Here is a 21,240-nt window from a genome sequence, read left to right as displayed (position 1 = left end):
TGTTAGGGTCTGGGACCACCAGTGTCCGCCGCATGAGCCTGTCTTGTTGTCATCCCTGAGGACGACAAGGCGCGCGGGGCTGCCCTCAAGGGATCAGGGCCGCGAACAGCTCGCTCTTGAAGTGCAGGCCCAGTCGGGCGAAGGCGCGCGCCCGATAGGTCTTGACGCTGGCCACCGACAGGCCCAGGTCTGCGGCAATGCCCTCATAGCTCAGGCCGCGCAGCAGCCGCTCCAGCACGTCCAGCTCGCGCGCGGTGAGCGCCGGGCAGCGGGCGAGCAGGCGCCGCCGCAGGTCTGCGTCTGCCGAGTGGGACTGCCACTGCACTTGCCGGGTGACGCAGGCCAGCAGCATGGGCGCCAGATGGGCGAAATGTTCGATCTCGGCCGGATCGAAGCAGCCCTGGCCTTCATGGTGGTAGATGTTCACCGCCAACAGCGAGCCGTCCGGCTCGAGCTGCACGACCGACAGGCGCTCGAGCATGCCGTGCTGCCGATAAATCGCTTCTCGATGTTGCACACTGGGGGCCTCGTCGGCATGCATGCGCAACACCATGGCCTGACCAGGCCGGCGCGCGGCGCGCACCGGGTCGAAGCTGCGGTCGCTGCGGTACAGCCCGAGGTCACGGTAAATCTCGAAGCATTCTTGTGTGGTGTCCACGGCTTGTCGGCTGGCCGACAAGTGCATCACCGGTGCTCGGTCGGGCCACACTTGATAGACCGACCATGAACCTGCCGCCACACAATCGTTGAGGGTGTTCAAGGCGGTTTGGGCGAACTCGGCGCGACCCAGGGCCTGGATCAAGCGCGCTGCCACGGCCGTGATCGTCGGCGGCGGGCCTCCAACGGGCAGGGGCCAGGCGTTCATTCGAACCCCCACGTCATCTTCACGGATGACATCCGAGTGCGCTCGGCCACGCTATCTTGCGCCGAAGGCCAACCTCTGCCGACCTGGAGAACATGCCCGTGCCCTGTGTTGATCCCGTCATGCCCGGCCTGCGGCGCATGGCCCGTATCGAGTGCGAAGTGGATGCGCTGGTCAGCCTGGGCATGAGTCCGCTGGGCGAACGCCGCTATGTGCCGTTGCGTGGTGGCACGGTCCGTGGCCCCGAGCTCAACGGGGTCGTGCTCGACGGCGGGGTGGACTGGCAACTCGCCCGCAGCGACGGTGTGCTGGAAATCGCCGCACACTATGTCTTGCGCTTGCAAGATGGCAGCCTGGTCGAGGTGCATAGCCATGGACTGCGCCACGGGCCGCCGGCGGTCATGGAGCGGCTGGCGCGGGGCGAGATGGTCGATCCACGGGACTATTTCTTCCGCACGACGATGCGCTTTACCACCGGGGCGCCGACCTGGGCGCATCTCAACGCGGTGATGGCGGTGGCAAGCGGGTTGCGGCAGGCGCATCGGGTCGTGCTGGAGGTGTATCGTCTGACGTGAAGCCGGGGCGACCTCGATACTTATGTTATTGAAGTAATTGGGGCGGTCTTTCAGGACTATCCCGCAGCCTGCGACGGCCGCGCCCGCCGGGGCGGCGTCTGGTTCAGTCCGGCAGCAGTTGCGGCAAGCCCACGGCCGCCGTGGTGCGCCAGACTCGGCTGGCCAGCGGGCTCAATGGCGTGGGCTGCGGATTGATTTCCACCACGGGCACGCCGCGGGCCAGGGCTTGCGCCGGAAGGCTGGCCGCCGGGTGGACGAGGCCGGAGGTGCCCACCACCAGCAGCAAATCGCAGTGGGTCACGGCATCGAGGGCGGCCTGCCAGGGGCCAGGCGGCAGGGCTTCGCCGAACCACACCACGCCAGGGCGCAGGAGGCCGCCACAGGCCGCGCACGTCGGAGGCGGCAGGCGCAGTGGGGGTGGCCCATCGTCGCCGAGCGAGGCCAGGGGCTGGCTTGGCGGGCGGCCGCAGGCCACGCAGCGCGCAGCAAACAGGCTGCCGTGCAAGTGGATCACCTCGGGGCTGCCGGCGCGTTCATGCAGGTCGTCCACGTTTTGGGTGACGATGCGCAGCTCGGGCCGGCTGCGGGCCCAGCGCGCCAGCGCCACATGGCCTTCGTTGGGCTGGGCCCGGCGCACGAGGTGGGTGCGCCATTGGTACCAGGCCCACACCAGGGCCGGGTCGCGTTCGTAGGCTTCGGGGGTGGCCAGGGTTGCGGGGTCGAAGCGCGCCCACAGGCTGCGGGGGGTGTCGCGGAAGGTGGGCACGCCGCTTTCGGCGGACATGCCGGCGCCGCTGAGCACGCAAGGGCGTCGTGCGGCTTGGCACCAGGCCCGCACTTCGGCGGGCGGGTCCATGGGCGCGGGCGGGTTCATAGGCCCTTGCTGCAGAGTGCTTCGCGCACCGCGGGCAACTGCCGGCGCGAGACGGCCAGCCATTCGTCCAGGCCGTGCAGACGCACGGCCCAGCCCTCTTTGCCGTGCTCGTCGTCCTCGCTGCTCACGCTGCGGCGCTCCAAGGCCCGCACCGCCCGTCGGGCCACCAGAGCGTTGCGATGGATGCGCAAGAAGCGCTCGCCCAAGCGTTCTTCGAGCGTGGCCAGCGACTCGTCGAGCACATAGCTGTGTTCGGCCGTGCGCAGGGTCACGTACTTGAGTTCGGCTTTCAGGTACAGCACTTCGTGCACCGGCACGCGGGTCACGCGGCCGCGGTCGTTCACCACGAGCACCGGGCCGTCTTCGACCTGCTGGGCATGGGCTTTGATGCGTTCGACGGCGCGTTCCAGCGCGGCCCGCAGGCGCTCGCGGCGCACCGGCTTGGTGAGGTAGTCCACCGCATTGAGTTCGAAGGCGGTGACCGCATGTTCGGGGTGCGCGGTGACGAAGACCACGGCCGGCGCGTCGGGCCGGGTCTGCCATTGCGCAGCCAGTTGCGTGCCGTTGAGCCCGGGCATTTGCACGTCCAGCAAGACCAGATCGCAAGTCTGCTCGCACAGCCAAGCCTGGGCCTGGCGTGCGTCGGCGGCTTCGCCCACCACTCGATTGGCCGGCATGTCGGGCTCGCGCAAGAGGGAGCGCAGCCTCAGGCGGGCCAGTTCTTCATCATCGACGATGAACACCTTGAGCATGGTCGATCTTCTCAGCTTCTCAACGGCACGGCGATGTGCACGCGCCAGGTGCCATGATCCGGGCCGGCGGCGAACTGGGCGCTGACGTCGTGCATCAGCCGCAGGCGCTCCTTCACGTTGCGCAGGGCCATGCCGTGGCCCGTCGTGGGCGATGGGGCCGTCGGCGGTAGCGAGTTCGTCACGGTCAGCACGGCCAGCGAGCCGCGCACCTGGGTGCGGATGCGCACATAGCCGCCCTCGGGCGCGGGCTCGATGCCATGCCGCACGGCGTTTTCCACCAGGGGTTGTAGCACCAGTGGAGGCACACGCACTTCGCCGGCGGCGGGGTCCAAGTCCCATTCGACACGCAGCCGTTGGCCGAAGCGGATCTGTTCGATGGCCAGATACCGCCGGGCGAGGTCCACTTCCTCGGCCAGGGTGACCGCATGGCCGGATTCGATCAGGGCCACGCGGAACAATTCGGACAGGTCCTCCAGCACGGCCTCGGCGCGCGCCGGATCGACCCTCACCAGCGCGATGGCCGCATTCAGCGTATTGAACAGGAAATGCGGTCGGATGCGAGACTGCAACTCGGCCAGCCGGGCGCGCGTGACTGCCGGCAACTGGCTGCGAGAGCGCAGCTTCAGGGCATAGAACATCATGGCCGACAGCCCCGCGCCGGCCAGCAACGGGGCCACGCCGTGGACGGCTTGGGTCAGGGGCAGCTCCACCCACCCCACTTGCCACCAGCCATAGGCGCCACAGATGGCACCCAGGCCGATGGCGACCACCCATTGCACCGGGGCGGATGCTCGCACCAGCAGCCGCTTGAGCGCACAACACAGCACCAGCCACAGCAAGGTGGCTGGCAGGGCCACGGCCGCGCCATGGGCCAGGGCCAGCAGCCAGTCCGACCAGCTGCCCACGACGAAGCTCACGGCCACGCCCACCACCGCATGCACGAACAGCACCGAGCGCAGCACCACGCCGACGTGGCATACATCGAAGGGCGACGGGGCCGCTTGCGCGGCCGCCCCCCCCGGTTGCAATTGGTCGAAGATGGTGGTGCCGAACGGGCGGGTCGATGGGTTCGCAGGCGACGGCAAGGGGCCGGGACGGGACAAGCGGGCACTCTCCTTGGGCTCGATCGCCGAGCCCCTAAAATCGAACGGTTCCAAGGCGGCCCGAGCCTTTGGCCGCCGCTGCTCCGATTCTCCCGGACGCTCGGCCGATGCGGCAAGCCGCCGCTGAAGCGTCCATCCAGCCGGCCTGTGCCGTTCATCCGACATGTCCGCCAACCAACTCGACAAAAAATCCGAAGCCTGGTCTGCGCTCTTTTCCGAACCGATGAGCGAGCTGGTCAAGCGCTACACCGCCAGCGTGTTCTTTGACCAGCGCTTGTGGCGCGCCGACATTCAGGGCTCGCTGGCCCATGCCGAGATGCTGGCCGCCCAAGGGGTGATTTCCGCCGAGGACCATGCGGCCATCCAGCGCGGCATGGCCATCATCACGCAGGAGATCGAATCCGGCGCTTTCCAGTGGAAGCTCGACCTGGAGGATGTGCACCTGAACATCGAGGCCCGCCTGACCCAGCTCATTGGCGATGCGGGCAAGCGGCTGCACACCGGCCGCAGTCGCAACGACCAGGTGGCTACCGATGTGCGTCTGTGGTTGCGCGATGAGATCGACGTGATCGGTGCACTGCTTGCCGAGCTGCAAAAGGCGTTGGTGGACCTGGCCGAGCGGCATGCCGAGGTGATCATGCCGGGTTTCACGCACCTGCAAGTGGCCCAGCCAGTGAGCTTTGGTCACCACATGCTGGCCTATGTGGAGATGTTCGCGCGCGATGCCGAGCGCATGGCCGATGTGCGCCGCCGCGTCAACCGCCTGCCGCTGGGGGCCGCGGCCTTGGCTGGCACCAGCTACCCCCTGGACCGCCAGCGCGTGGCGCGCACGCTGGGCATGGACGGGGTGTGCCAGAACTCGCTGGATGCGGTGAGCGATCGAGATTTCGCCATCGAATTCACCGCAGCGGCTGCGCTGGTCATGGTGCATGTGTCGCGCCTGAGCGAGGAGCTCGTGTTGTGGATGAGCCAAAGCTTTGGTTTCATCGACATGGCCGACCGCTTCTGCACCGGCTCGTCGATCATGCCGCAGAAAAAGAACCCCGACGTGCCCGAGTTGGCGCGCGGCAAAACCGGCCGCGTGGTGGGCCACCTGATGGGTTTGCTCACGCTGATGAAGGGCCAGCCCTTGGCCTACAACAAGGACAACCAGGAAGACAAGGAGCCGCTGTTCGACACGGTGGACACCTTGAAGGACACGCTGCGCATTTTCGTCGAGCTGGTGGGCGGCATCGTCGTCAAACCCGAGGCGATGGAGCGTGCCGCGCTGAAGGGCTATGCCACGGCCACGGACTTGGCCGACTATCTGGTCAAAAAGGGCCTGCCCTTCCGCGATGCCCATGAGGTGGTGGCGCATGCGGTGAAGACGGCCATCGGCCTGGGGGTGGACTTGTCGCAACTGCCGCTGGCCACGTTGCAAAGCTTCTCGCCCCTGGTGGGCGAGGATGTGTACGAGGTGCTGTCGCTGCGCGGCTCGCTGGAGGCCCGCAACATTCTGGGCGGCACCGCCCCGGCCCAGGTGCGCGCGCAGGTGGAGCGCCATCGGGCACGGCTGGGGGCCTGATGCGCAAGACTTGATCTGCAGCAAGGCCCGGCATGGGCCGGGCCATTAGGCTGGTGGTCCGTTCCCCAAAGGCCGCCGCCCATGTCTGAGCTGCTGCAATGGTCTGATGCCCTGGTCCTTGGCAATGACGCCATGGACCGCACCCATGAAGAATTCGTCCAGCGGCTGCAGGCGCTGCAAGCGGCCCGTGACGACGCCTTGCGGCCGGCGCTGCGTGCGCTCATCGAGCATACCGAGGCCCATTTCGGCCAGGAAGACGCTTGGATGGCCGCCACCGGTTTTGCGCCGGACAATTGTCACCAGCGTCAGCATGCCATGGTGCTGGGGCTGATGCGTCAGGTGGAGCAGCAGGCAGCGCAGGACCTGTCCCTGGTGCGGCGCCTGGCCGATGAGTTGGCCATATGGTTCGTGCAGCACGCCCAGATGATGGATGCCGCCTTGGCTTGGCATTGCGAGCAGGTGGGCTTCGACACGGCCACCGGCACGCTGCGGCCGACCTCAGCCGCACAGCCTGTGCCGGATGTGCCGATGTCCCACTGTGGCAGCGCAGGCTGTGGCACGCGCTGAGGCGGGCTCAGGCGGTGTGTGCCTGGCCTTTCAGTTCGTGCCGTGCCTGGGCGACGACCCGCCAGGCCGCGCTGATGCCCAGCGCGGCCATCACGCTGGCCACGATGAGGTCGGGCCAGGCCGTGCCGGAACCCCACACACCCAGCGCGGCCAGCATCACCAGGGCGTTGCCGATGGCGTCATTGCGCGAGCACAGCCATACCGATTGCGCGTTGGCATCGCCTCCGCGGTAGCGGTACAACAGCACGGCCACGGCCACGTTGGTGCCCAGGGCCAGCATGCCGATGAGGCCCATCGTGGGCGGCTGCGGGGTCGAGCCGGTCCAGGCCAGATGCCCTGCGTATGCCAAGACGCCGAGCCCGTACAGCCCCATCGTCCAGCCCTTGAGCCATGCCACGCGCGAAGCCCACACGGCAGCCCAATGCAACACGGCCAGCGACAGTCCGTAGTTGAGCGCATCCCCGGCGAAGTCCAGCGCATCGGCCAGCAAGGCCGCCGAGTCTGCCTGCCAGCCGCCCCAGAATTCCAAGCCGAACATGGCCGCGTTGAGCACCAGGGCGATCCACAGGGCGCGGCGCCAGCCCGGGTCGTGGGCGTTCGACGACGGGCAGGCATGGTCATGGCAATGGGCAGACATGATCGAATTCCTCGCAAGGGTGCAGGGTTGGGGTTTCGGCGTAGAGTCATTGCAAACCCTGGAGCGGCTCCGGAGTCAAGCATGAAGATCAGTGAACTGGCCCAACGCGCCCACACTCCCGTGGAGACGGTGCGTTACTACGAGAAAGCGGGGCTGATGCCGCCGCCGGCGCGCACTGGCAGCAATTACCGGCGCTACGACGAGTCTCATGTGGCGCGCTTGCGCTTCATCCGTCACTGCCGGGCGCTCGATTTGTCGCTGGAGGAGATCCGCGCACTGTTGCGCGTGCGCGATGATCCGCAAGCCGATTGCGCCGCAGCCAACGAGCTGGTGCGGCAACACCTGGCGCATGTGCAGCAGCGCATGGACGAGCTGGCCCAGTTGGCCGAACAGCTCCAGGCGCTGGAGCGCCTGTGCCGTCAGGCCCGGCCCAGCGCGCAATGCCGCATCCTGGCCGAGCTGGCGCAAGAGCCCGAGGGCATCGGTCCCAGTGCCACGGCAGCCTGCCTGGGCGATACGCATCATCGACCGACCCCGGGCTGCGGCGCATGACACGCCCGACCGATGCCCTACCGCCGGTGCGGGTCGTCGCACTGAGTCGGCCGCTGCATTGGTTGGCGGCCGGTCAGCGCGACGTGGTGCGTGCCTGGGGCCTGAGCCTCGTCCACGGGCTGGTGGTGATGCTGGGGTCGGTGGCGATCACCTTGCTGGGGTGGCGGCATTTCGGCGTCTTGGTCGGTGGCTACAGCGGCTTCTTGCTGGTGGGGCCGCTGCTGGCCACCGGGCTGTACCAGATCAGCCGCCGCTTGGCGCAAGGCAGCCGGCCGAGCTGGGCCGACGTGGCGCGGGCTTGGCGGCTCAGCGGCGCGTTGCTGCGCTTTGCACTGCTGCTGGCGCTCATCGGCACGCTGTGGGTGGGCTTCTCGGCGCTGGTGGTGCTGGCCATGGCCGGTGAACCCTGGGCCGGCTTGCAGGGCTTTTTCAGCCCGCGCGTGTTGCGCTCGGCCGATGTGATGCAGCGTGGTCATTTGTTCGTGCTGTGGCTGTTGGCCGGCGGTTTGCTGGCCGCTTGGGTGTTTGCGATCTCGGTGGTGGCCATCCCGATGCTGCTGGAGCGGCGCGTGCCACTGTCGGTGGCGGTGTTGACCAGCGTGCGTGCCGTGGGACACAACCCGCTGACGATGTGTCTGTGGGCCGCCGTGATCTTCGCGTGCACGGCGCTGGGGCTGCTCACCTTGGTGGGGTTGGTGTGGTGCGTGCCGCTGCTGGGGCATGCCAGCTGGCATGCCTACACCGAGCTGGTGGATGCCTCGGCCTGGCCCGAGCGGAGCTGAGGCGCATGGCATGACCGAGGAACAGTTCTCGCATTACGGCGTGACCATCGGGCTGGCGGCGTTCATCGCCTTCATGCTGTTCATCATCTGGGATCTGGCGCGCAAGTCCCAGGCGGGGCGTTTCGGCACCTTCGTGCTGTTCTTCGTGCTGGCATTCGGCATGCTCGGCTTCATCGTCAAGAGCGTGCTGCAATGGCTGTGGGACATCGGGCCCTGAGGCCCGTCCTCACCGCACCCGCACGGTGAAAGTGACCGATGGCGTTTGCGCCGTGGAGGGGTCCCAGCTGCGCCGGTACTCCAGGCGCAGGATTTGCTGCCCAGCCACCGGCGCGTGGAAGTAGAACACCTCCAGCCCCGGGGCGGCCACCCGCGCGGCGCTGGCCGGATCGCTCACGAAGGCCGGCGCGCCCCGAGCTTCGAGCACGGCGTTCGGATCGGGCACCATGCGCCAGCCATAGCCCATGGCCCGGTTGGCCGGCAGCAGCAGCACGAGTTGGCCGCCCACGGCCAGATCGGTGAGGCTGCGGCTGTCGGAGAGGGTGAGCACCGGCACGTCGGCGGGCACGTCGTCGGGCACGCGCACCAAGCTGCGGGGCAGGTGGGCTGGCAGTTCGTGGCCAGCCCGATCCAGCGCACGCAGCACGAGTTCGCCCACCTGAGCGAAATGGCGTTCGCGCTCGGGCACGCCGGGGTCCAGGGTGAGCAAGGCCAGTTCGGCTTGGCCGCTGGGCTGCAGCCTCCAGCGGCCGGTGCGCTCGAGGCGGCGGTCGCCGTTGCGGGTGCCGCGGTAGGTTTCGACCAAGGCATAGCCCAGCGGCTCTGTGCCTTGACGGTACAGGGTCAGGTCGGTGCGCACGCCCGCGCAATCGGCACAGGGCAACGTGCCGACATAACGGGCCCAAGGGACTTGTCGGCGCAAGTCCACCGGCGCGGCAGGGTCGGGCGTGGAGGCACAGGCCGCCAGCAGGGCAGCCAGGCCCAGCACGAGCAGGAGGGGCAGACGGGGCATCCGGGAAGTCCTTTCGGCCCACACGGTAACCCGAGGCTGTGCTCAGGGCAAGGGCCTGCGCGGGGCTTTGCACGGCCGCAGCAACGGGTGGTACGCTGCGCATTCCTTCCCGTCCCTGGTGGAATGGCGGTCGATCCCGGGCGGGCCTGTCATTGCTTCCCTTGTCACGATGATTCCTGGCCCTGTCCGCACGGTGGTGCTTGCGTCGATCGTCACGGCGGCGGGCTATGCGCTGCTCAGTGTGGCGGCCTCGTGGTTGTCCTTGCCCCAGGGCTTGGCCTCGCCCCTGTTTCCGGCGGCGGGCTGGGCCTTGGCCTGTACCCTGGTGTGGGGCGTGCGCGCCTGGCCGGTCGTTGCGCTGACCAGCGCCGTGCTCACGCCGGTGCTGCATGGGTCGGCCCTGCAGCCTGGGGCCCAGGCGTGGGTCGTGTCGGCGATCGTGGGGCTGGGGGCGGGCTTGCAGGCTTGGGTCGGGGCCGCCCTGGTCCACCGGCGGCTCGGGCGCACGCCCGCGCTGGAGGCGCCCGGGGAGATCCTGCGCTTCATGGGACTGGCCGGGCCCGTGGCCTGTGTGGTCGGTGCCAGCGCTGGCACCTTGGCCCTGTCCCTCGTGCAGTCGCAGCCTTCGGCAACGTGGGCCTTGACGTGGTGGACCTGGTGGGGCGGTCACACCCTGGGGGTCTGGGTGACCGCGCCGGTGGTGCTGAGTTTCTTGGCGCAACCGGCCGAGGCTTGGCGGCCGCGGCGCTTGACGGTGGCCGTGCCGCTGGCAGCCGTCACGCTGATGATGGCGCTGGCCATCCATGAGGTGGTCCAGCAAGAGCGGCAACGCCGCGATGTGGCGGCCACGCGCGACGCCGCTTTGGCGGCCGACCGCGTGCAGCGTGAGTTTCAGCGCTATCTCGACGTGCTGGATGCGGTGCACGGCGTATTCGTCGCCTCCGACGGGGTCACGCGCAGCGAGTTTCGACGGGCCGCCGAGCCATGGCTGAGCCGTCTGGAGGGGGTGCAGGCCTTGGGCTGGCATCGCCGTGTGCGTGTGCAAGATCTGCCGGACTTCGAGGCGCAAGTCCGGGCCGAGGGCTTGACCGATTTCCGCGTGTTCAATCGCTCCGAGGGCGTGCCGCCGCCGGCCGACGAGGCCATGGTGATGCACTACATCGAACCGATGGCGCGCAATGCGGCGGCGCTCGGGGTCAATGTGCTGACCATCCCGGCGGCGGCCGCAGCCATCGAGCGCGCGCGCCGGCACAACCGCATCGTGGCCTCTGCGGGGTTTCGGCTCACGCAGGAGACGCACGACCAGGTCGGTGTGGTGCTCTATCGCCCGGTCTACGCAGGCGAGGCCCGATCGGCCGAGGAGCGGCTGCGCGCCACGCAAGGCGTGGTGTTCCTCACCTTGCGCATGGACGATGCGCTGCGCAGCGTGGCCAACCCTTTGGCCGAGCATCTGAGTCTATGCCTGGTGGACCGGGGACCTTCGGAGCCCGGGGCGCAGGCATTCGCGCCGCAGCGCCTGGCCGGGGCGGCCGGCTGCGACTCGGCTCAAGACCGTGCCGCCGGGCTGCGCGTGGTGGACGTTCCTTTTGACTTGGCTGGACGCCACTGGATGCTGCGGGTGCGCGTGGACGAAAGCCGCTTGCCGGGGGGCGCGCCGTGGAACCTTTGGGCCTTTGCGATGGCCATGCTGCTGGCGGCCACCATGCTGGGCGTGCTGTTGCTCACGCTCACCGGCCGCACCCGCCGTGTGGAGGCCGCGGTGCGCGAGCGCACCGCGCAGCTTCAACGGGAAATTGCCGAGCGCAGCAGCGCCGAGGCCGCCCTGCGCGAAAGCGAGCAGCGCCTGCGCAACATTTTCAACACGGTGCCCGCAGGCATCGTCTACACCGATTTGCAAGGCCGCATCATCCAGGCCAATCCGGGCTTTTGCCAGCTCACCGGCTACAGCGCCGAGGAGTTGAGCATGATGTCCACGGCGGATCTGACCGACCCTCAGGATCGCAGCGCCGATGCTCAGTTGTTGGAGCGCATGGCCCGTGGGGAGCTGCCGTTTTATCGCCGCACCAAGCGTTATGTCACGCGCGGCGGCCAGGTGCGCTGGGTGAGAGTGCAAGTGCGTCCGCTGTTCGATGCCGAAGGTCGGCCGTATCGCACCGTCGGGGTGGTCGAAGACATCAGCGAGCGTTTGCGCTTGGAGGAGGCCGAGCGCGCCCGGAAACTGGCCGAAGCCGCCAACCGGGCCAAGAGCGACTTCCTCTCGCGCATGAGCCATGAGCTGCGCACGCCGCTGAACGCCATGCTGGGCTTTGCGCAGTTGTTGGGTCTGGAAGGCGCGTCGGCTTTGACTGGACCGCAGCGCGAGTGGCTGGCGCAGATCCAAAAAGCCGGCTGGCACTTGCTGGACATGATCAACGATGTGCTCGATCTTTCGCGCATCGATCTGGGTACGATCAAGCTACACACCGAGGCTTTGCCGCTGCACAAGCTCTTGAAGGAGTCCGTGGCGCTGGTGCAGGCCGAGGCCGTGCAGCGCGGCGTGCACATCGTGTTCGACGAGGATCACCTGCGCGGCTTGGCCGTGATGGGCGATGCCACACGGGTCAAGCAAATCCTTACCAACTTGCTGAGCAATGCGGTGAAGTACAACCGTGAGGGCGGGCGGGTGTGGATCGAAGCCAGCGAACGGTCTCGGCCGGAGCATCCCGGCGGCGCGGCGGTGGCCATCCACATTCGCGACACCGGCATGGGCATGAGTCAGGAACAACTGGCCCATCTCTTCGAGCCCTTCAACCGCTTGGGCCGGGAGCATACCGGTGCGCCGGGCACCGGCATTGGCCTGGTGATCAGCCGGCGGCTGGCCGAGGGCATGGGCGGGCAGCTGCATGCGCACTCGGTCGAAGGCGAAGGCTCCACCTTCACCTTGGAGCTGCCCAGCGCCGCGGCCGCCCCGAGCGGGGTGTCTGGTTTTGGTGAACTCGGACCGGCCATGCCCTCATATGGCCTCAGCCGGGTGCACTACATCGAAGACAACGAGATCAACGCCGAGGTGATGCGCGGCGTGTTGGCCCAGCGGCCGCAGATCGAGCTGAGTGTTTCGGGCACTGGTGCCGAGGGCCTGGCCAGGATACGCGCGCAGCGGCCCGATCTGGTCTTGCTCGATCTGCATCTGCCCGACATGCACGGCCTGGAAGTGCTGCAACAATTGCGCAGCGACCCGCACACGGCCCAGGTGCCGGTGGTGGTGGTCTCGGCCGATGCCGTGCAAGACCAGATCGAGTCGTTGCTGCGTGCCGGGGCGCAGCGCTACCTCGTCAAGCCGGTGGACGTGCGCGAGGTGCTGCGCCTGGTCGATGAGCTGCTGGCCGCGCGCCAGGCGCGGCCGGCTTGACATCAACCGAACAACCAGCGCACCGCGCCCAGCGTGACGATGGGGAAGAACAGCAGCAGCGCCACGCGCAAGAAGTCGCTGACGAGGAAGGGCACCACGCCGCGGTAGGTCTCGCTCATCGGCACGTCTTTGCACACGCTGTTGACCACGTAAACGTTCAGGCCCACCGGCGGCGTGATCAGGCCGATCTGCACGATCATCAGCACCAACACGCCGAACCAGATGGCTTTTTCCTGCGGGTCCAGACCGAACAGATCCAGGCCCATGATGGCCGGGAAGACCACCGGGATGGTCAGCAGCAGCATCGACAGCTCGTCCATCACGCAGCACAGCACCACGTAGAAGGCCAGCAGCGTGGCCACGATGGCCAGCGGCGGCACGTCCAGATGGGCAACCCAATCGGCCAGGTTGGCCGGCAGCTGGGTCAGCGCCAGGGCCGAGTTCATCATGTCGGCGCCCAGGAAGATCATGAACACCATGGCCGAGGTCTCGGCCGTGCCGAGGAAGGAGCGCTTGATGCCTTCGAGCGTGAGCTCGCGCGAGGCCAGGCCTGCGATGAAGGTGCTCACCGCCCCCACGGCCGCGCCCTCGGTCGGCGTGAAAAGGCCGCCGTAAATGCCCCCGAAGACCACGATGAAGATCGTGGCGATCGGCCACACCGCCAGCAGCGCTTTCCAACGCTGTGCCCAGGGCATGGGTTCGGAGGTTGTGGCCAGATCGGGACGCACCCGGCAGTACAGCGCGATCACCACCAAGTAACCGGCCACTGCGATCAGCCCGGGCACGAAGGCCGCGGCGAACAACTTGGCGATGTTCTGCTCGGTGAGGATGGCATACACCACCAGGGGCACCGAAGGCGGAATCAGAATGCCCAGCGAGCCCCCGGTGGCCAGCACACCGGTGGACAGGCGGCCCGAGTAGCCGTGCGACTTCATCTCCGGATAGGCCACCTGGCCGATGGTGGCCGTGGTGGCCACCGACGAGCCGCATACCGCGCCAAAGCCGGCAGCGGCCATGATCGCTGCCATGCCCAGACCGCCCTTGATATGGCCGATGAAGGCTGCCGCGGCCTTGAACAGCGCACGCGACAACCCGCCTTGGGTGGCGAACTGGCCCATCAGCAGGAACAGCGGGATCACCGACAGGTCATAGACCGTCAGGCGCGCCACGGCCGAACCCTTGAGCAGGTTGAGCAGGGCCAGCTCGTTGGTCATGACCCAATAGCCCACCGCACCGGGAATGAACATCGCTGCGGCAATCGGGATGCGCAGGGCCATGAGGCCCAGCATCGCGGCGAACATCACCAAGCCGATCGTCGTGGCACTCATGCGGTGGCCTCCGATTCACGACCGAGAACATGCATGGCGGCCTGATACAGCGCGATCAGCGCCGTCAAGGCGAAACCCGGCGCCAGCACGGCATAGACGATCCACATCGGCAATCCCATGATCATCGAGGTCTCGCCAGCGTCCTTCACCGAGACGGCGCCTTCGCCGGTGCGCCAAGCCAGCAGGCTCACCATCGTGGCCAGCAAGACCGCGCCGATGGCATCGAGGATCTGGCGGCTGCGTGCCGAGGCTTTGAGCGTGAAGAAGTCGACGATGATGTTGCCGCCGTGCAGTTGGCACCAAGGCAGGCACAGCGAAATGGCCAGCGCGATGCCGAACTGGGTGAGTTCCACATCGCCCTGGATGGGGGTGGACCATAGCGTGCGGCTGAGGATGCTGGCCACCGTCATGCAGCCCACCAAGGCTGCGATCAGGCCGCCGATCAGCGCAAAGACCATGGCGGTCCAGCGTAGCAGGTGATACATGCGAAGGGCTCCAAAAAAGGGCGGGCGCGCCGCATGGCGCGTCCGCCCTGGGATACGGCCTGGCCAGGAATTGTGCGGCCAGATCCTTGCGGTGCGTGACAGGATTACTTCTGATGCTTGGCAAGCATCGCGCGGGCATCGTCCAGCATCTGCTTGCCCGGCAGACCGGCTTTGTCCATGGCGGCCACCCAGTCGTCATACAGGGGCGCGGAGGCCTTGATCCAATGATCCACCTCCTCGGCCGGCAGCGTGTAGAAAGTGTTGCCGCGCTCCTCGGCGGGCTTGCGACCAGGGGCGCGGGCGGCATCCCAGGTCTTGCCGGCGGATGCCGACAGCACCGCGCCGCTGTTGCGGTCGATCACGGCCTTCAGGTCTGCGGGCAGGCCGTTGTACTTGGCCAGGTTCATCGCCAGCACGAAGACCGAGGTGTACAGCGCCGGGCGATTGTCCGGCGTCTCGGTGTGGAATTTCACCATCTCGTGCAGGCGCACCGAGGGGATGACTTCCCAAGGCAGCACGAAGCCATCGATCACGCCCTTGTTCACCGCCTCGGCCACGGCCGGCAGCGGCATGCCCACGGGCGAGGCGCCCAGGCTGGCCAGCAAGCGGTTGGTCTGGCGGGTGGGCGCGCGCATCTTCAGGCCCTTGAAGTCGGCCAGGGTCTTGATCTGCTTGTCGCGGGTGTGCACATAGCCTGGCTCATGCACCGCGAACATCAGCGGCTTGACGCTGGCGAACTCCTTCTGCGCGTACTTCTCGTAGAACTCCCAGGCCGCCTTGGAGCCGGCCTCGGCCGAACGGATCATGAAGGGCAGCTCGAAGACCTCCATGATCGGGAAGCGGCCAGCGGTGTAGCCAGGCAGCGTGAAGGCGATGTCGACCACGCCGTCGCGGGCTTGGTCGATCAGTTGCGCTGGGGTCCCGCCCAGCTGCATGGCCGGGAAGATCTGGCACTTGAGCCGATGGTTGGAATCGGCGGCGATCTTGTCGCACCACGGCTGCAGCACCTTGGTGGGCGGCATGGCCTGGGCAGGCCAAAAGTGGTGTACTCGCAGGGTCACGTCCTGGGCCTGGGCGGCCAGGCTGCAGGCGGCGGCCAGGGCCAACGCGCAGGTTTTCAGCAGCAGTTTCATCGACAGTCTCCTTCATCTTGGAAAGCATGTGGGGGGCAGGATCCCGCCTCAGCGATGCGGCACGGCCGGCAGCACCGTTCCCGCGCAGTCGGAGAACCCGATGCTGCGCCAGCCTTCGCGTTGGCAACGTGCCCGCAAGACCACAGTATCCCCATCTTCGAGGAAAGTGCGAGTCTCTCCGTTCGTTAATCGCACCGGATTTTTCCCACCGCACGTAAGTTCGAGTAGCGAACCGCCCTGATCCTCTCCAGGACCGGACTGGGTGCCCGAACCCAGCAAGTCGCCGCTTTGCAGGTTGCAGCCGTTGATGCTGTGGTGGGCGATCATTTGGCCCACGGTCCAATAGGCATCACGGAAGTTCGATGCCATCAGCCGCTCGGGAGGCTGGCCGTCTTCGCGCATGCGGGCCGTCTGCAGCCACACTTCCAAGTGGATGTCGATGGCGCCGCGCTGGCGGGTGTGGGCCGAATCCAGGTAGGGCAAGGGCTGCGGGTCGCCTTCGGGGCGGCTCCAGGCGCTGCGGAACGGTTCGAGCGCCTCCATCGTGACGATCCACGGCGAGATCGTGGTGGCGAAGTTCTTCGACAGGAAAGGGCCCAGCGGCTGATACTCCCAAGCCTGGATGTCGCGCGCGGACCAGTCGTTGAGCAGCACCAAGCCGAAGGCGTGGTCTTCGGCCTGCTCGATCGACAGGGGCTCACCCAGGGCGTTGCCCGGGCCGATGAAGACGCCCAGCTCCAGCTCGTAGTCCAGGCGCTGGCAGGGGCCAAGCTGCGGGGCCGCAGCCGTGGGGGGCTTGAGCTGGCCCAGTGGGCGGTGAAAGCGTTGGCCGCTCACGCCGATCGAGGAGGTGCGGCCGTGGTAGGCGATGGGCACCCATTTGTAGTTGGGCAGCAGCGGGTTGTCGGGCCGAAAGAGTCGGCCCACCGCGGTGGCGTGGTGGATGCCGGTGTAGAAGTCGGTGTAGCCCTCGATGCGGCAGGGCAGGGCGTACTCGGCCTGGGCCTGCGGCACCAGGCAGCTCGACAGCGCGGCTTGTTGCGCACTGCCGCGACGCAGGCCCTGCGACAGCGCGCGGCGCAGCGCCACACGCACGCTGCGGCCGGCGGCCATCAAGGCATTGAGGCGGCCCTGCTCGCAGGCGGCCAGCGCTGCGCTGACAGGCGCAGGCAGCAGGCCGCAGCGGCTGGCGGCGGCCAAGTCGACGATCTGGTCGCCGATGGCCACTCCGACACGCCACGGCTCTTGGCTGCCGATGCGGCGGAACCGGGCCAGCGGCAGGTTCTGGATCGGAAAGTCGGTGCTCGCATCGTTGGCCGTCTCGACCCAGGACTGCAGGGCCGGGTCGTGGGTTTCGTCCAGCTGAGAGCTCATGCGCGCGCTCCTCGGAAGTGGTCTTTCAAGCCTTGCCAGCACTGGGCATAGGCAGTGTCGAGCGTGCCGCTGTTCATGGCGTATTCGGTGGGCACGAAGCGGTAGCGGCTTTCGAACATGAAGGCCAGGGTGTTGTCCAGCTTGTGCGGCACCAGCGGCGCGGTGCTGGCTTTCTCGAAGGCCTCGGTGTCCGGGCCATGGGGCACCATGCAGTTGTGCAGCGAGGCACCGCCGGGCTTGAAGCCCTCGGGCTTGGCGTCGTATTGGCCATAGACCAGGCCCATGAACTCGCTCATCAGGTTGCGGTGGTACCAGGGCGGACGGAAGGTGTCCTCGGCCACCATCCAGCGCGGCGGGAAGATCACGAAGTCGCAGTTGGCCGTGCCCGGGGTGTCCGACGGCGAGGTCAGCACGGTGAAGATCGACGGGTCGGGATGGTCGTAGCTGATCGAGCCGATGGTCATGAAGTGCGCGGTGTCGTATTTGAACGGCACCAAATTGCCGTGCCAGGCCACGACGTTGAAGGGCGTGTGGTCTTGCACCGCGCGCCACAGCCGCCCGCCGAACTTTTTGATCAGTTCATAGTCGCCGCGGCCGTCTTCCCAGGCCGCCACCGGGGTGAGGAAGTCGCGCGCATTGGCCAGCCCGTTGGAGCCGATGGGGCCCAGCTCCGGCAGCCGAAAGAAGGCGCCGTAGTTTTCGCACACATAGCCGCGCGAGGGGCCGTCGGGCAGCTCGACTTTGAAGGCCATGCCACGCGGCACCAGGGCGATCTCACCGGGGCGGGCTTCGAGCACGCCCAATTCGGTGACCAGGCGCAGTCGGCCCTGCTGGGGCACGAAGAGCATCTCGCCGTCGGCGTTGATGAGGGCGCGGCGGCCCATCGAGCGGCTGGCCAGGTAGACATGCGCGGCCATGCCGCATTGCGCGTCGGCATCGCCGTTGGCCACGATGGTGCGTAGGCCGTCGACGAAGTCGAGCGCGGCTTCGGGCAGCGGAAAGGGGTTCCAGCGCAGCGGCTCGGGTGGCGCGGCCACGCCGCCGGCAGCGCCCGTAGTCCAGTAGGGCTGCTCGTAGGGCCGGTAGGCGCCGGTCACCACCGAGGGCTGGCGGCGGTACATCCAGGTGCGCCGGTTGGCGGCACGCGGCGCGGTGAAGGCGGTGCCGGAGATCAGCTCGGCATACAGGTCGAAGGGCGCGCGCTGCGGGCTGTTGCGCCCGATGGGCAGCGCACCGGGGATCGCTTCGGTGGCGAATTCGTTGCCGAAGCCGCTGAGGTAAGACAGGGGGGCGTCGTTCATGGGCATCATCCTGCGCTGTGGGTCGAGGAAAGTACGCTGTGGCGTGCGGCCTGCAGGGCTTGGCGCAGCACGTCGGTGTGGCCGATGTGGTTGGCCAGCAGCAGCACGAGCTTGGCGTTGAGTTCGTGGCTTTGCGCGGTGCTGAGATCGCGGTGCGCCTCGATCAAGGCTTGGTAGAAGTCGTCGGGCGCCTCGAAATTCGGGGTGGTGATGAGGGACATGGTGTTGCGCCTCCTCAATGCAGGGCCAGCGCGCGGCGTAACGCGGCGCGCACCGACGCGCTGGAGGGCTCGCGCCAACGGGCGCACACATGCTGGTCGGGGCGCAGCAGGTACACGGTGCCGGCACGGCCGTCGTAGCGCCGTGCCAGCAAGCCCTCGGTATCGATCAGGCAGCGCGCGCCTTCGATGCGGCGCACGGTGTCGCTCACCAGCAGCAGGTCCAGCTCGGCCAGGCCTGCGGCGGCATCGCGCACTGCGGCCAGGCGCTGCGGCGCATCGGGTGCGTCGAACACGAGGGCGGCAAAGCGCGAGCCATGGAGCTGGCGCAGCAGCCACGTGGGGCGGCCGTCCACGGTCACCGCCGCGTCGGTGGCCGGCGCCCCAGGCACCATGTGGCCCTCGAAGGGGTCGGCATCGGGGGTGTTCAGCGGCGAGTTCCGCAGCGTGGCCGGCACCGACAAGCGCCCGCTGTTGACCAGGCGGCGCGCGAACGCATGGTCTTTGGCCAGGTCGAGCACGGCGTCGCGGAACAGACGGCTGACCTCGCTCTTGGGTGTGATGAAGTCGGTGGCGCGCGTGGAGTGGCCAATGTTCTCGTCGGCCGCATATTCGCGCTCGGTGCCGTAGCTGTCGAGCAGGGCCTCGCCGGCTTGGCCCCGCAGCACGGCTGCCAGCTTCCAGGCCAGGTTCTCGGCGTCTTGCACCCCGGAGTTGGCGCCGCGTGCACCGAAGGGCGAGACCAGATGGGCCGCGTCGCCGGCGAAGATCACCCGCCCGTGGCGGAAGCGGTCCATGCGCGAGCAGGAAAAGGTGTATACGCTGACCCATTCCAACTCGAAGGGCACGTTCGGGCCGAGCAGCGCCTTGACCAACGGGATCACGTTCTCAGGCTGCTTGGCCGCTTCGGGGTCGGCCTCCCAACCGAGTTGGAAGTCGATGCGCCAGACATCATCGGGCTGGCGGTGCAGCAGCACGCTGCGGTTCGGATGGAAGGGCGGGTCGAACCAGAACCAGCGCTCGGGCGGGAAGTCTGCGTGCATCTTCACATCGGCGATCAGGAAGCGATCATGGAAGACCCGTCCATGGCTTTCCTGCCCGATCATGTGGCGCACCGGCGAGCGCGAGCCGTCGCAGGCGATCAGATAGTCGGCGTGCAGGGTGTAGGGGCCTTCGGGCGTGTCCACGGTCACGATCACGTGGTCGCCGTGCGGCTGCACGGCGGTGACCGCATGCCTCCAGCGCAGCTCGATCAAGGGCAGCTCGGCGATGCGCTCGGCCAGGTAGCCCTCCACGTAGTACTGCTGCAGGTTGATGAAGGCCGGGCGCTCGTGGCCCGATTCGGGCAGCAGATCGAAGGCATAGAGTTGTTCATTGCGGAAGAAGACCTTGCCCACGTTCCACGAGACGCCTTTGGCCACCATGCGGTCGCCGCAACCCAGGCGGTCGAAGATTTCCAGCGTGCGTTTGGCAAAGCAGATCGCGCGCGAGCCCACGGACAGCTTGTGGTCGGCGTCCAGCAGCACCACGCGCACCCCCTGCTGCGCCAGGTCGATGGCCAGGCTCATGCCCACCGGGCCGGCGCCCACCACCACCACCGGGTGACGCACCACCGTGCCGGCGTCCTGGTCGGCGCAGCGCTCGTAATCGAAGCTCACCGTTTGGTAGTCGATGCCCTCGCCACGGGCGCGGGCCAAGTCACGAAGCTTCATGACTCCAGCGCCTCCCACATCTGTCGGTCGCGCTCGGCCGTCCAAATGCGCGGGTCGGGGTACTGCGTCACTTCGTCATAGCAGCGCGTGACATCGAAGGGCATGCAGTGATCGAAGATCACCCAGTGGCCATACTTGGGCTTGAGTTTGGCGTAGGTGTCCTTGTAGATGGTTTTGAGATCCTTGCCGGCCTTCACGCCTTCTTGCACGCTGGCATACATGTCGGCGATGAAGCTGCGTGTGCCCGACAGGGCCGCTTGCACCTGTTCAGGGGTGGTCAATGCCGCGCCGCGGCCGGGCACGAGCTTTTCGGGCCCGAGCGCGGCGATGCGGTCCAGCGTCTGCGGCCAGTCCTTGAAGTAGGCATCGCCGGCGTAGGGGGTGGCGTCGAACTCCACCAAGTCCCCGGAGAACAGGATGCGCTCTTGCGGCAGCCAGGCCACCGTGTCGCCCTTGGTGTGGCCGCGGCCCAGTTGCAGCAGTTGCACCTCCAGGCGCCCCAGCCAGATGGTCATGCGGCCGCTGAAGGCCAGCGTGGGCCAGGTCAGGCCCGGCGGCACGCTCTCCACATTGCGGAACAGGCGCGGGAAGCGGCCGATTTCGCTGGCTTTGTCCTGCTCGCCACGCTCGCGGATGAGCTCCAAGGTGTCGTGGCTGGCGATGATGTGTTCGGGCTGGTAGGCCGAGGCTCCCAGCACCCGCACGGCATGGTAGTGGGTCAGCACGACGTACTTGATCGGCTTGTCGGTGACTTCGCGGATGCGCCGAATCACGTCTTGTGCCATGGCCGGCGTGGCTTGGGTGTCGAGCACCATCACGGCATCGTCGCCGACGATCACACCGGTGTTGGGATCGCCCTCGGCGGTGTAGGCATAGGCATGCTCGGACAAGCGGGTGAAACTCACTTGCTTGTCCGCCAAGTCGGCTTGGCTGGCAAAGGCTTTCTGGCTCATGGAAGCTCCTGAGGGGTGGGGGACCCTGTTATACGTAAGCAAACAAATTTGACATGGCTGAACTTGGCTTG

Annotated in this window: 21 protein-coding genes; 7 read left to right on the top strand and 14 right to left on the bottom strand. The window is 67.5% G+C overall.

What is annotated here, in order from left to right:
• Positions 1–85 precede the first annotated feature (85 nt).
• Positions 86–865 (bottom strand): helix-turn-helix transcriptional regulator, encoded by a 780-nt coding sequence (locus CTA01S_RS12705; RefSeq protein WP_084362421.1) that lies wholly within the window; start codon positions 863–865, stop codon positions 86–88.
• A gap of 119 nt (positions 866–984) precedes the next feature.
• On the opposite strand from CTA01S_RS12705, the gene CTA01S_RS12700 reads away from it, so the two are divergent.
• Complete coding sequence (locus CTA01S_RS12700) at positions 985–1,437, top strand: DUF3237 domain-containing protein (protein ID WP_019560170.1); 453 nt, start codon at positions 985–987, stop codon at positions 1,435–1,437.
• Between the two features lie 103 nt (positions 1,438–1,540).
• On the opposite strand, the gene CTA01S_RS12695 is transcribed toward CTA01S_RS12700, so the two are convergent.
• The 3 genes from CTA01S_RS12695 to CTA01S_RS12685 are packed head-to-tail and all read right to left on the bottom strand — an operon-like array spanning position 1,541 to position 4,166.
• Positions 1,541–2,311: an SIR2 family NAD-dependent protein deacylase gene (locus tag CTA01S_RS12695; RefSeq protein ID WP_305781983.1), complete on the bottom strand. Its 771-nt coding sequence runs from the start codon at positions 2,309–2,311 to the stop codon at positions 1,541–1,543.
• On the bottom strand, positions 2,308–3,063 hold the full coding sequence (locus CTA01S_RS12690; RefSeq protein WP_062196067.1) for a LytR/AlgR family response regulator transcription factor: 756 nt from the start codon (positions 3,061–3,063) through the stop codon (positions 2,308–2,310). The genes CTA01S_RS12695 and CTA01S_RS12690 overlap by 4 nt, the downstream gene beginning before the upstream one ends.
• Positions 3,064–3,074: 11 nt before the next feature.
• Positions 3,075–4,166: a sensor histidine kinase gene (locus CTA01S_RS12685; RefSeq protein WP_232301061.1), complete on the bottom strand. Its 1,092-nt coding sequence runs from the start codon at positions 4,164–4,166 to the stop codon at positions 3,075–3,077.
• A 163-nt stretch (positions 4,167–4,329) separates the two neighbouring features.
• Between CTA01S_RS12685 and argH the strand changes: the two genes are divergently transcribed.
• Both argH and CTA01S_RS12675 read left to right on the top strand, forming a co-directional pair.
• Positions 4,330–5,730 carry an argininosuccinate lyase gene (gene argH / locus CTA01S_RS12680; RefSeq protein WP_019560166.1) on the top strand — a complete coding sequence of 467 codons (1,401 nt, stop codon included), beginning with the start codon at positions 4,330–4,332 and terminating at the stop codon, positions 5,728–5,730.
• An 81-nt stretch (positions 5,731–5,811) separates the two neighbouring features.
• Entirely contained in the window at positions 5,812–6,297 is a 486-nt protein-coding gene (locus tag CTA01S_RS12675) for a hemerythrin domain-containing protein (protein WP_062196065.1), read from the top strand.
• A 7-nt stretch (positions 6,298–6,304) separates the two neighbouring features.
• On the opposite strand, the gene CTA01S_RS12670 is transcribed toward CTA01S_RS12675, so the two are convergent.
• Positions 6,305–6,934 carry a cation efflux transmembrane domain-containing protein gene (locus CTA01S_RS12670; RefSeq protein WP_062196063.1) on the bottom strand — a complete coding sequence of 210 codons (630 nt, stop codon included), beginning with the start codon at positions 6,932–6,934 and terminating at the stop codon, positions 6,305–6,307.
• An 81-nt stretch (positions 6,935–7,015) separates the two neighbouring features.
• Here CTA01S_RS12670 and cadR point away from each other — a divergent pair, with 81 nt between their 5' ends.
• Genes cadR through CTA01S_RS12655 form a run of 3 tightly spaced genes read left to right on the top strand, consistent with a single transcriptional unit; the run spans position 7,016 to position 8,485 of the window.
• A complete protein-coding gene (gene cadR / locus CTA01S_RS12665; protein ID WP_019560163.1) occupies positions 7,016–7,486 on the top strand; it encodes a Cd(II)/Pb(II)-responsive transcriptional regulator in 471 nt (156 codons plus the stop codon).
• Positions 7,483–8,268: a DUF2189 domain-containing protein gene (locus CTA01S_RS12660; protein WP_062196061.1), complete on the top strand. Its 786-nt coding sequence runs from the start codon at positions 7,483–7,485 to the stop codon at positions 8,266–8,268. The genes cadR and CTA01S_RS12660 overlap by 4 nt, the downstream gene beginning before the upstream one ends.
• 10 nt (positions 8,269–8,278) lie before the next feature.
• The gene (locus CTA01S_RS12655; RefSeq protein ID WP_084362420.1) at positions 8,279–8,485 is read left to right on the top strand and encodes a DUF2788 domain-containing protein; all 207 of its coding nucleotides are present in this window, start codon (positions 8,279–8,281) and stop codon (positions 8,483–8,485) included.
• 9 nt (positions 8,486–8,494) lie between these two features.
• On the opposite strand, the gene CTA01S_RS12650 is transcribed toward CTA01S_RS12655, so the two are convergent.
• Positions 8,495–9,277: a protease inhibitor I42 family protein gene (locus tag CTA01S_RS12650; protein ID WP_062196057.1), complete on the bottom strand. Its 783-nt coding sequence runs from the start codon at positions 9,275–9,277 to the stop codon at positions 8,495–8,497.
• A gap of 169 nt (positions 9,278–9,446) precedes the next feature.
• On the opposite strand from CTA01S_RS12650, the gene CTA01S_RS12645 reads away from it, so the two are divergent.
• Complete coding sequence (locus tag CTA01S_RS12645; RefSeq protein ID WP_062196054.1) at positions 9,447–12,665, top strand: CHASE domain-containing protein; 3,219 nt, start codon at positions 9,447–9,449, stop codon at positions 12,663–12,665.
• Positions 12,666–12,667: 2 nt separating this feature from the next.
• Here CTA01S_RS12645 and CTA01S_RS12640 read toward each other — a convergent pair whose 3' ends face one another.
• From CTA01S_RS12640 to CTA01S_RS12605, 8 genes are all read right to left on the bottom strand, one after another.
• Entirely contained in the window at positions 12,668–13,993 is a 1,326-nt protein-coding gene (locus tag CTA01S_RS12640) for a TRAP transporter large permease (protein ID WP_062196051.1), read from the bottom strand.
• Positions 13,990–14,478, bottom strand: a complete 489-nt coding sequence (locus CTA01S_RS12635) for a TRAP transporter small permease (protein ID WP_019560157.1) — start codon at positions 14,476–14,478, stop codon at positions 13,990–13,992. Before CTA01S_RS12635 ends, CTA01S_RS12640 begins: the two co-directional genes overlap by 4 nt.
• 104 nt (positions 14,479–14,582) lie before the next feature.
• Positions 14,583–15,611, bottom strand: coding sequence for a TRAP transporter substrate-binding protein (locus tag CTA01S_RS12630; protein ID WP_019560156.1), 1,029 nt, complete (start codon positions 15,609–15,611; stop codon positions 14,583–14,585).
• A gap of 48 nt (positions 15,612–15,659) precedes the next feature.
• Positions 15,660–16,985: a fumarylacetoacetase gene (fahA, locus tag CTA01S_RS12625; protein WP_062196049.1), complete on the bottom strand. Its 1,326-nt coding sequence runs from the start codon at positions 16,983–16,985 to the stop codon at positions 15,660–15,662.
• Complete coding sequence (gene hmgA / locus CTA01S_RS12620) at positions 16,982–18,286, bottom strand: homogentisate 1,2-dioxygenase (protein WP_062196047.1); 1,305 nt, start codon at positions 18,284–18,286, stop codon at positions 16,982–16,984. The genes fahA and hmgA overlap by 4 nt, the downstream gene beginning before the upstream one ends.
• Before the next feature lie 5 nt (positions 18,287–18,291).
• Positions 18,292–18,507 (bottom strand): DUF2783 domain-containing protein, encoded by a 216-nt coding sequence (locus CTA01S_RS12615; RefSeq protein WP_062196045.1) that lies wholly within the window; start codon positions 18,505–18,507, stop codon positions 18,292–18,294.
• 14 nt (positions 18,508–18,521) lie between these two features.
• On the bottom strand, positions 18,522–20,216 hold the full coding sequence (locus CTA01S_RS12610; protein ID WP_062196042.1) for an FAD-dependent oxidoreductase: 1,695 nt from the start codon (positions 20,214–20,216) through the stop codon (positions 18,522–18,524).
• On the bottom strand, positions 20,213–21,169 hold the full coding sequence (locus CTA01S_RS12605) for an MBL fold metallo-hydrolase (RefSeq protein ID WP_019560151.1): 957 nt from the start codon (positions 21,167–21,169) through the stop codon (positions 20,213–20,215). The genes CTA01S_RS12610 and CTA01S_RS12605 overlap by 4 nt, the downstream gene beginning before the upstream one ends.
• Positions 21,170–21,240 lie beyond the last annotated feature (71 nt).

It is taken from the genome of Caldimonas taiwanensis NBRC 104434, from assembly GCF_001592165.1.
Lineage (GTDB): Bacteria > Pseudomonadota > Gammaproteobacteria > Burkholderiales > Burkholderiaceae_C > Caldimonas > Caldimonas manganoxidans.
The sequence above is the reverse complement of the archived record's forward strand: the minus strand, read 5'-3'. Positions and strand labels throughout refer to the sequence as shown.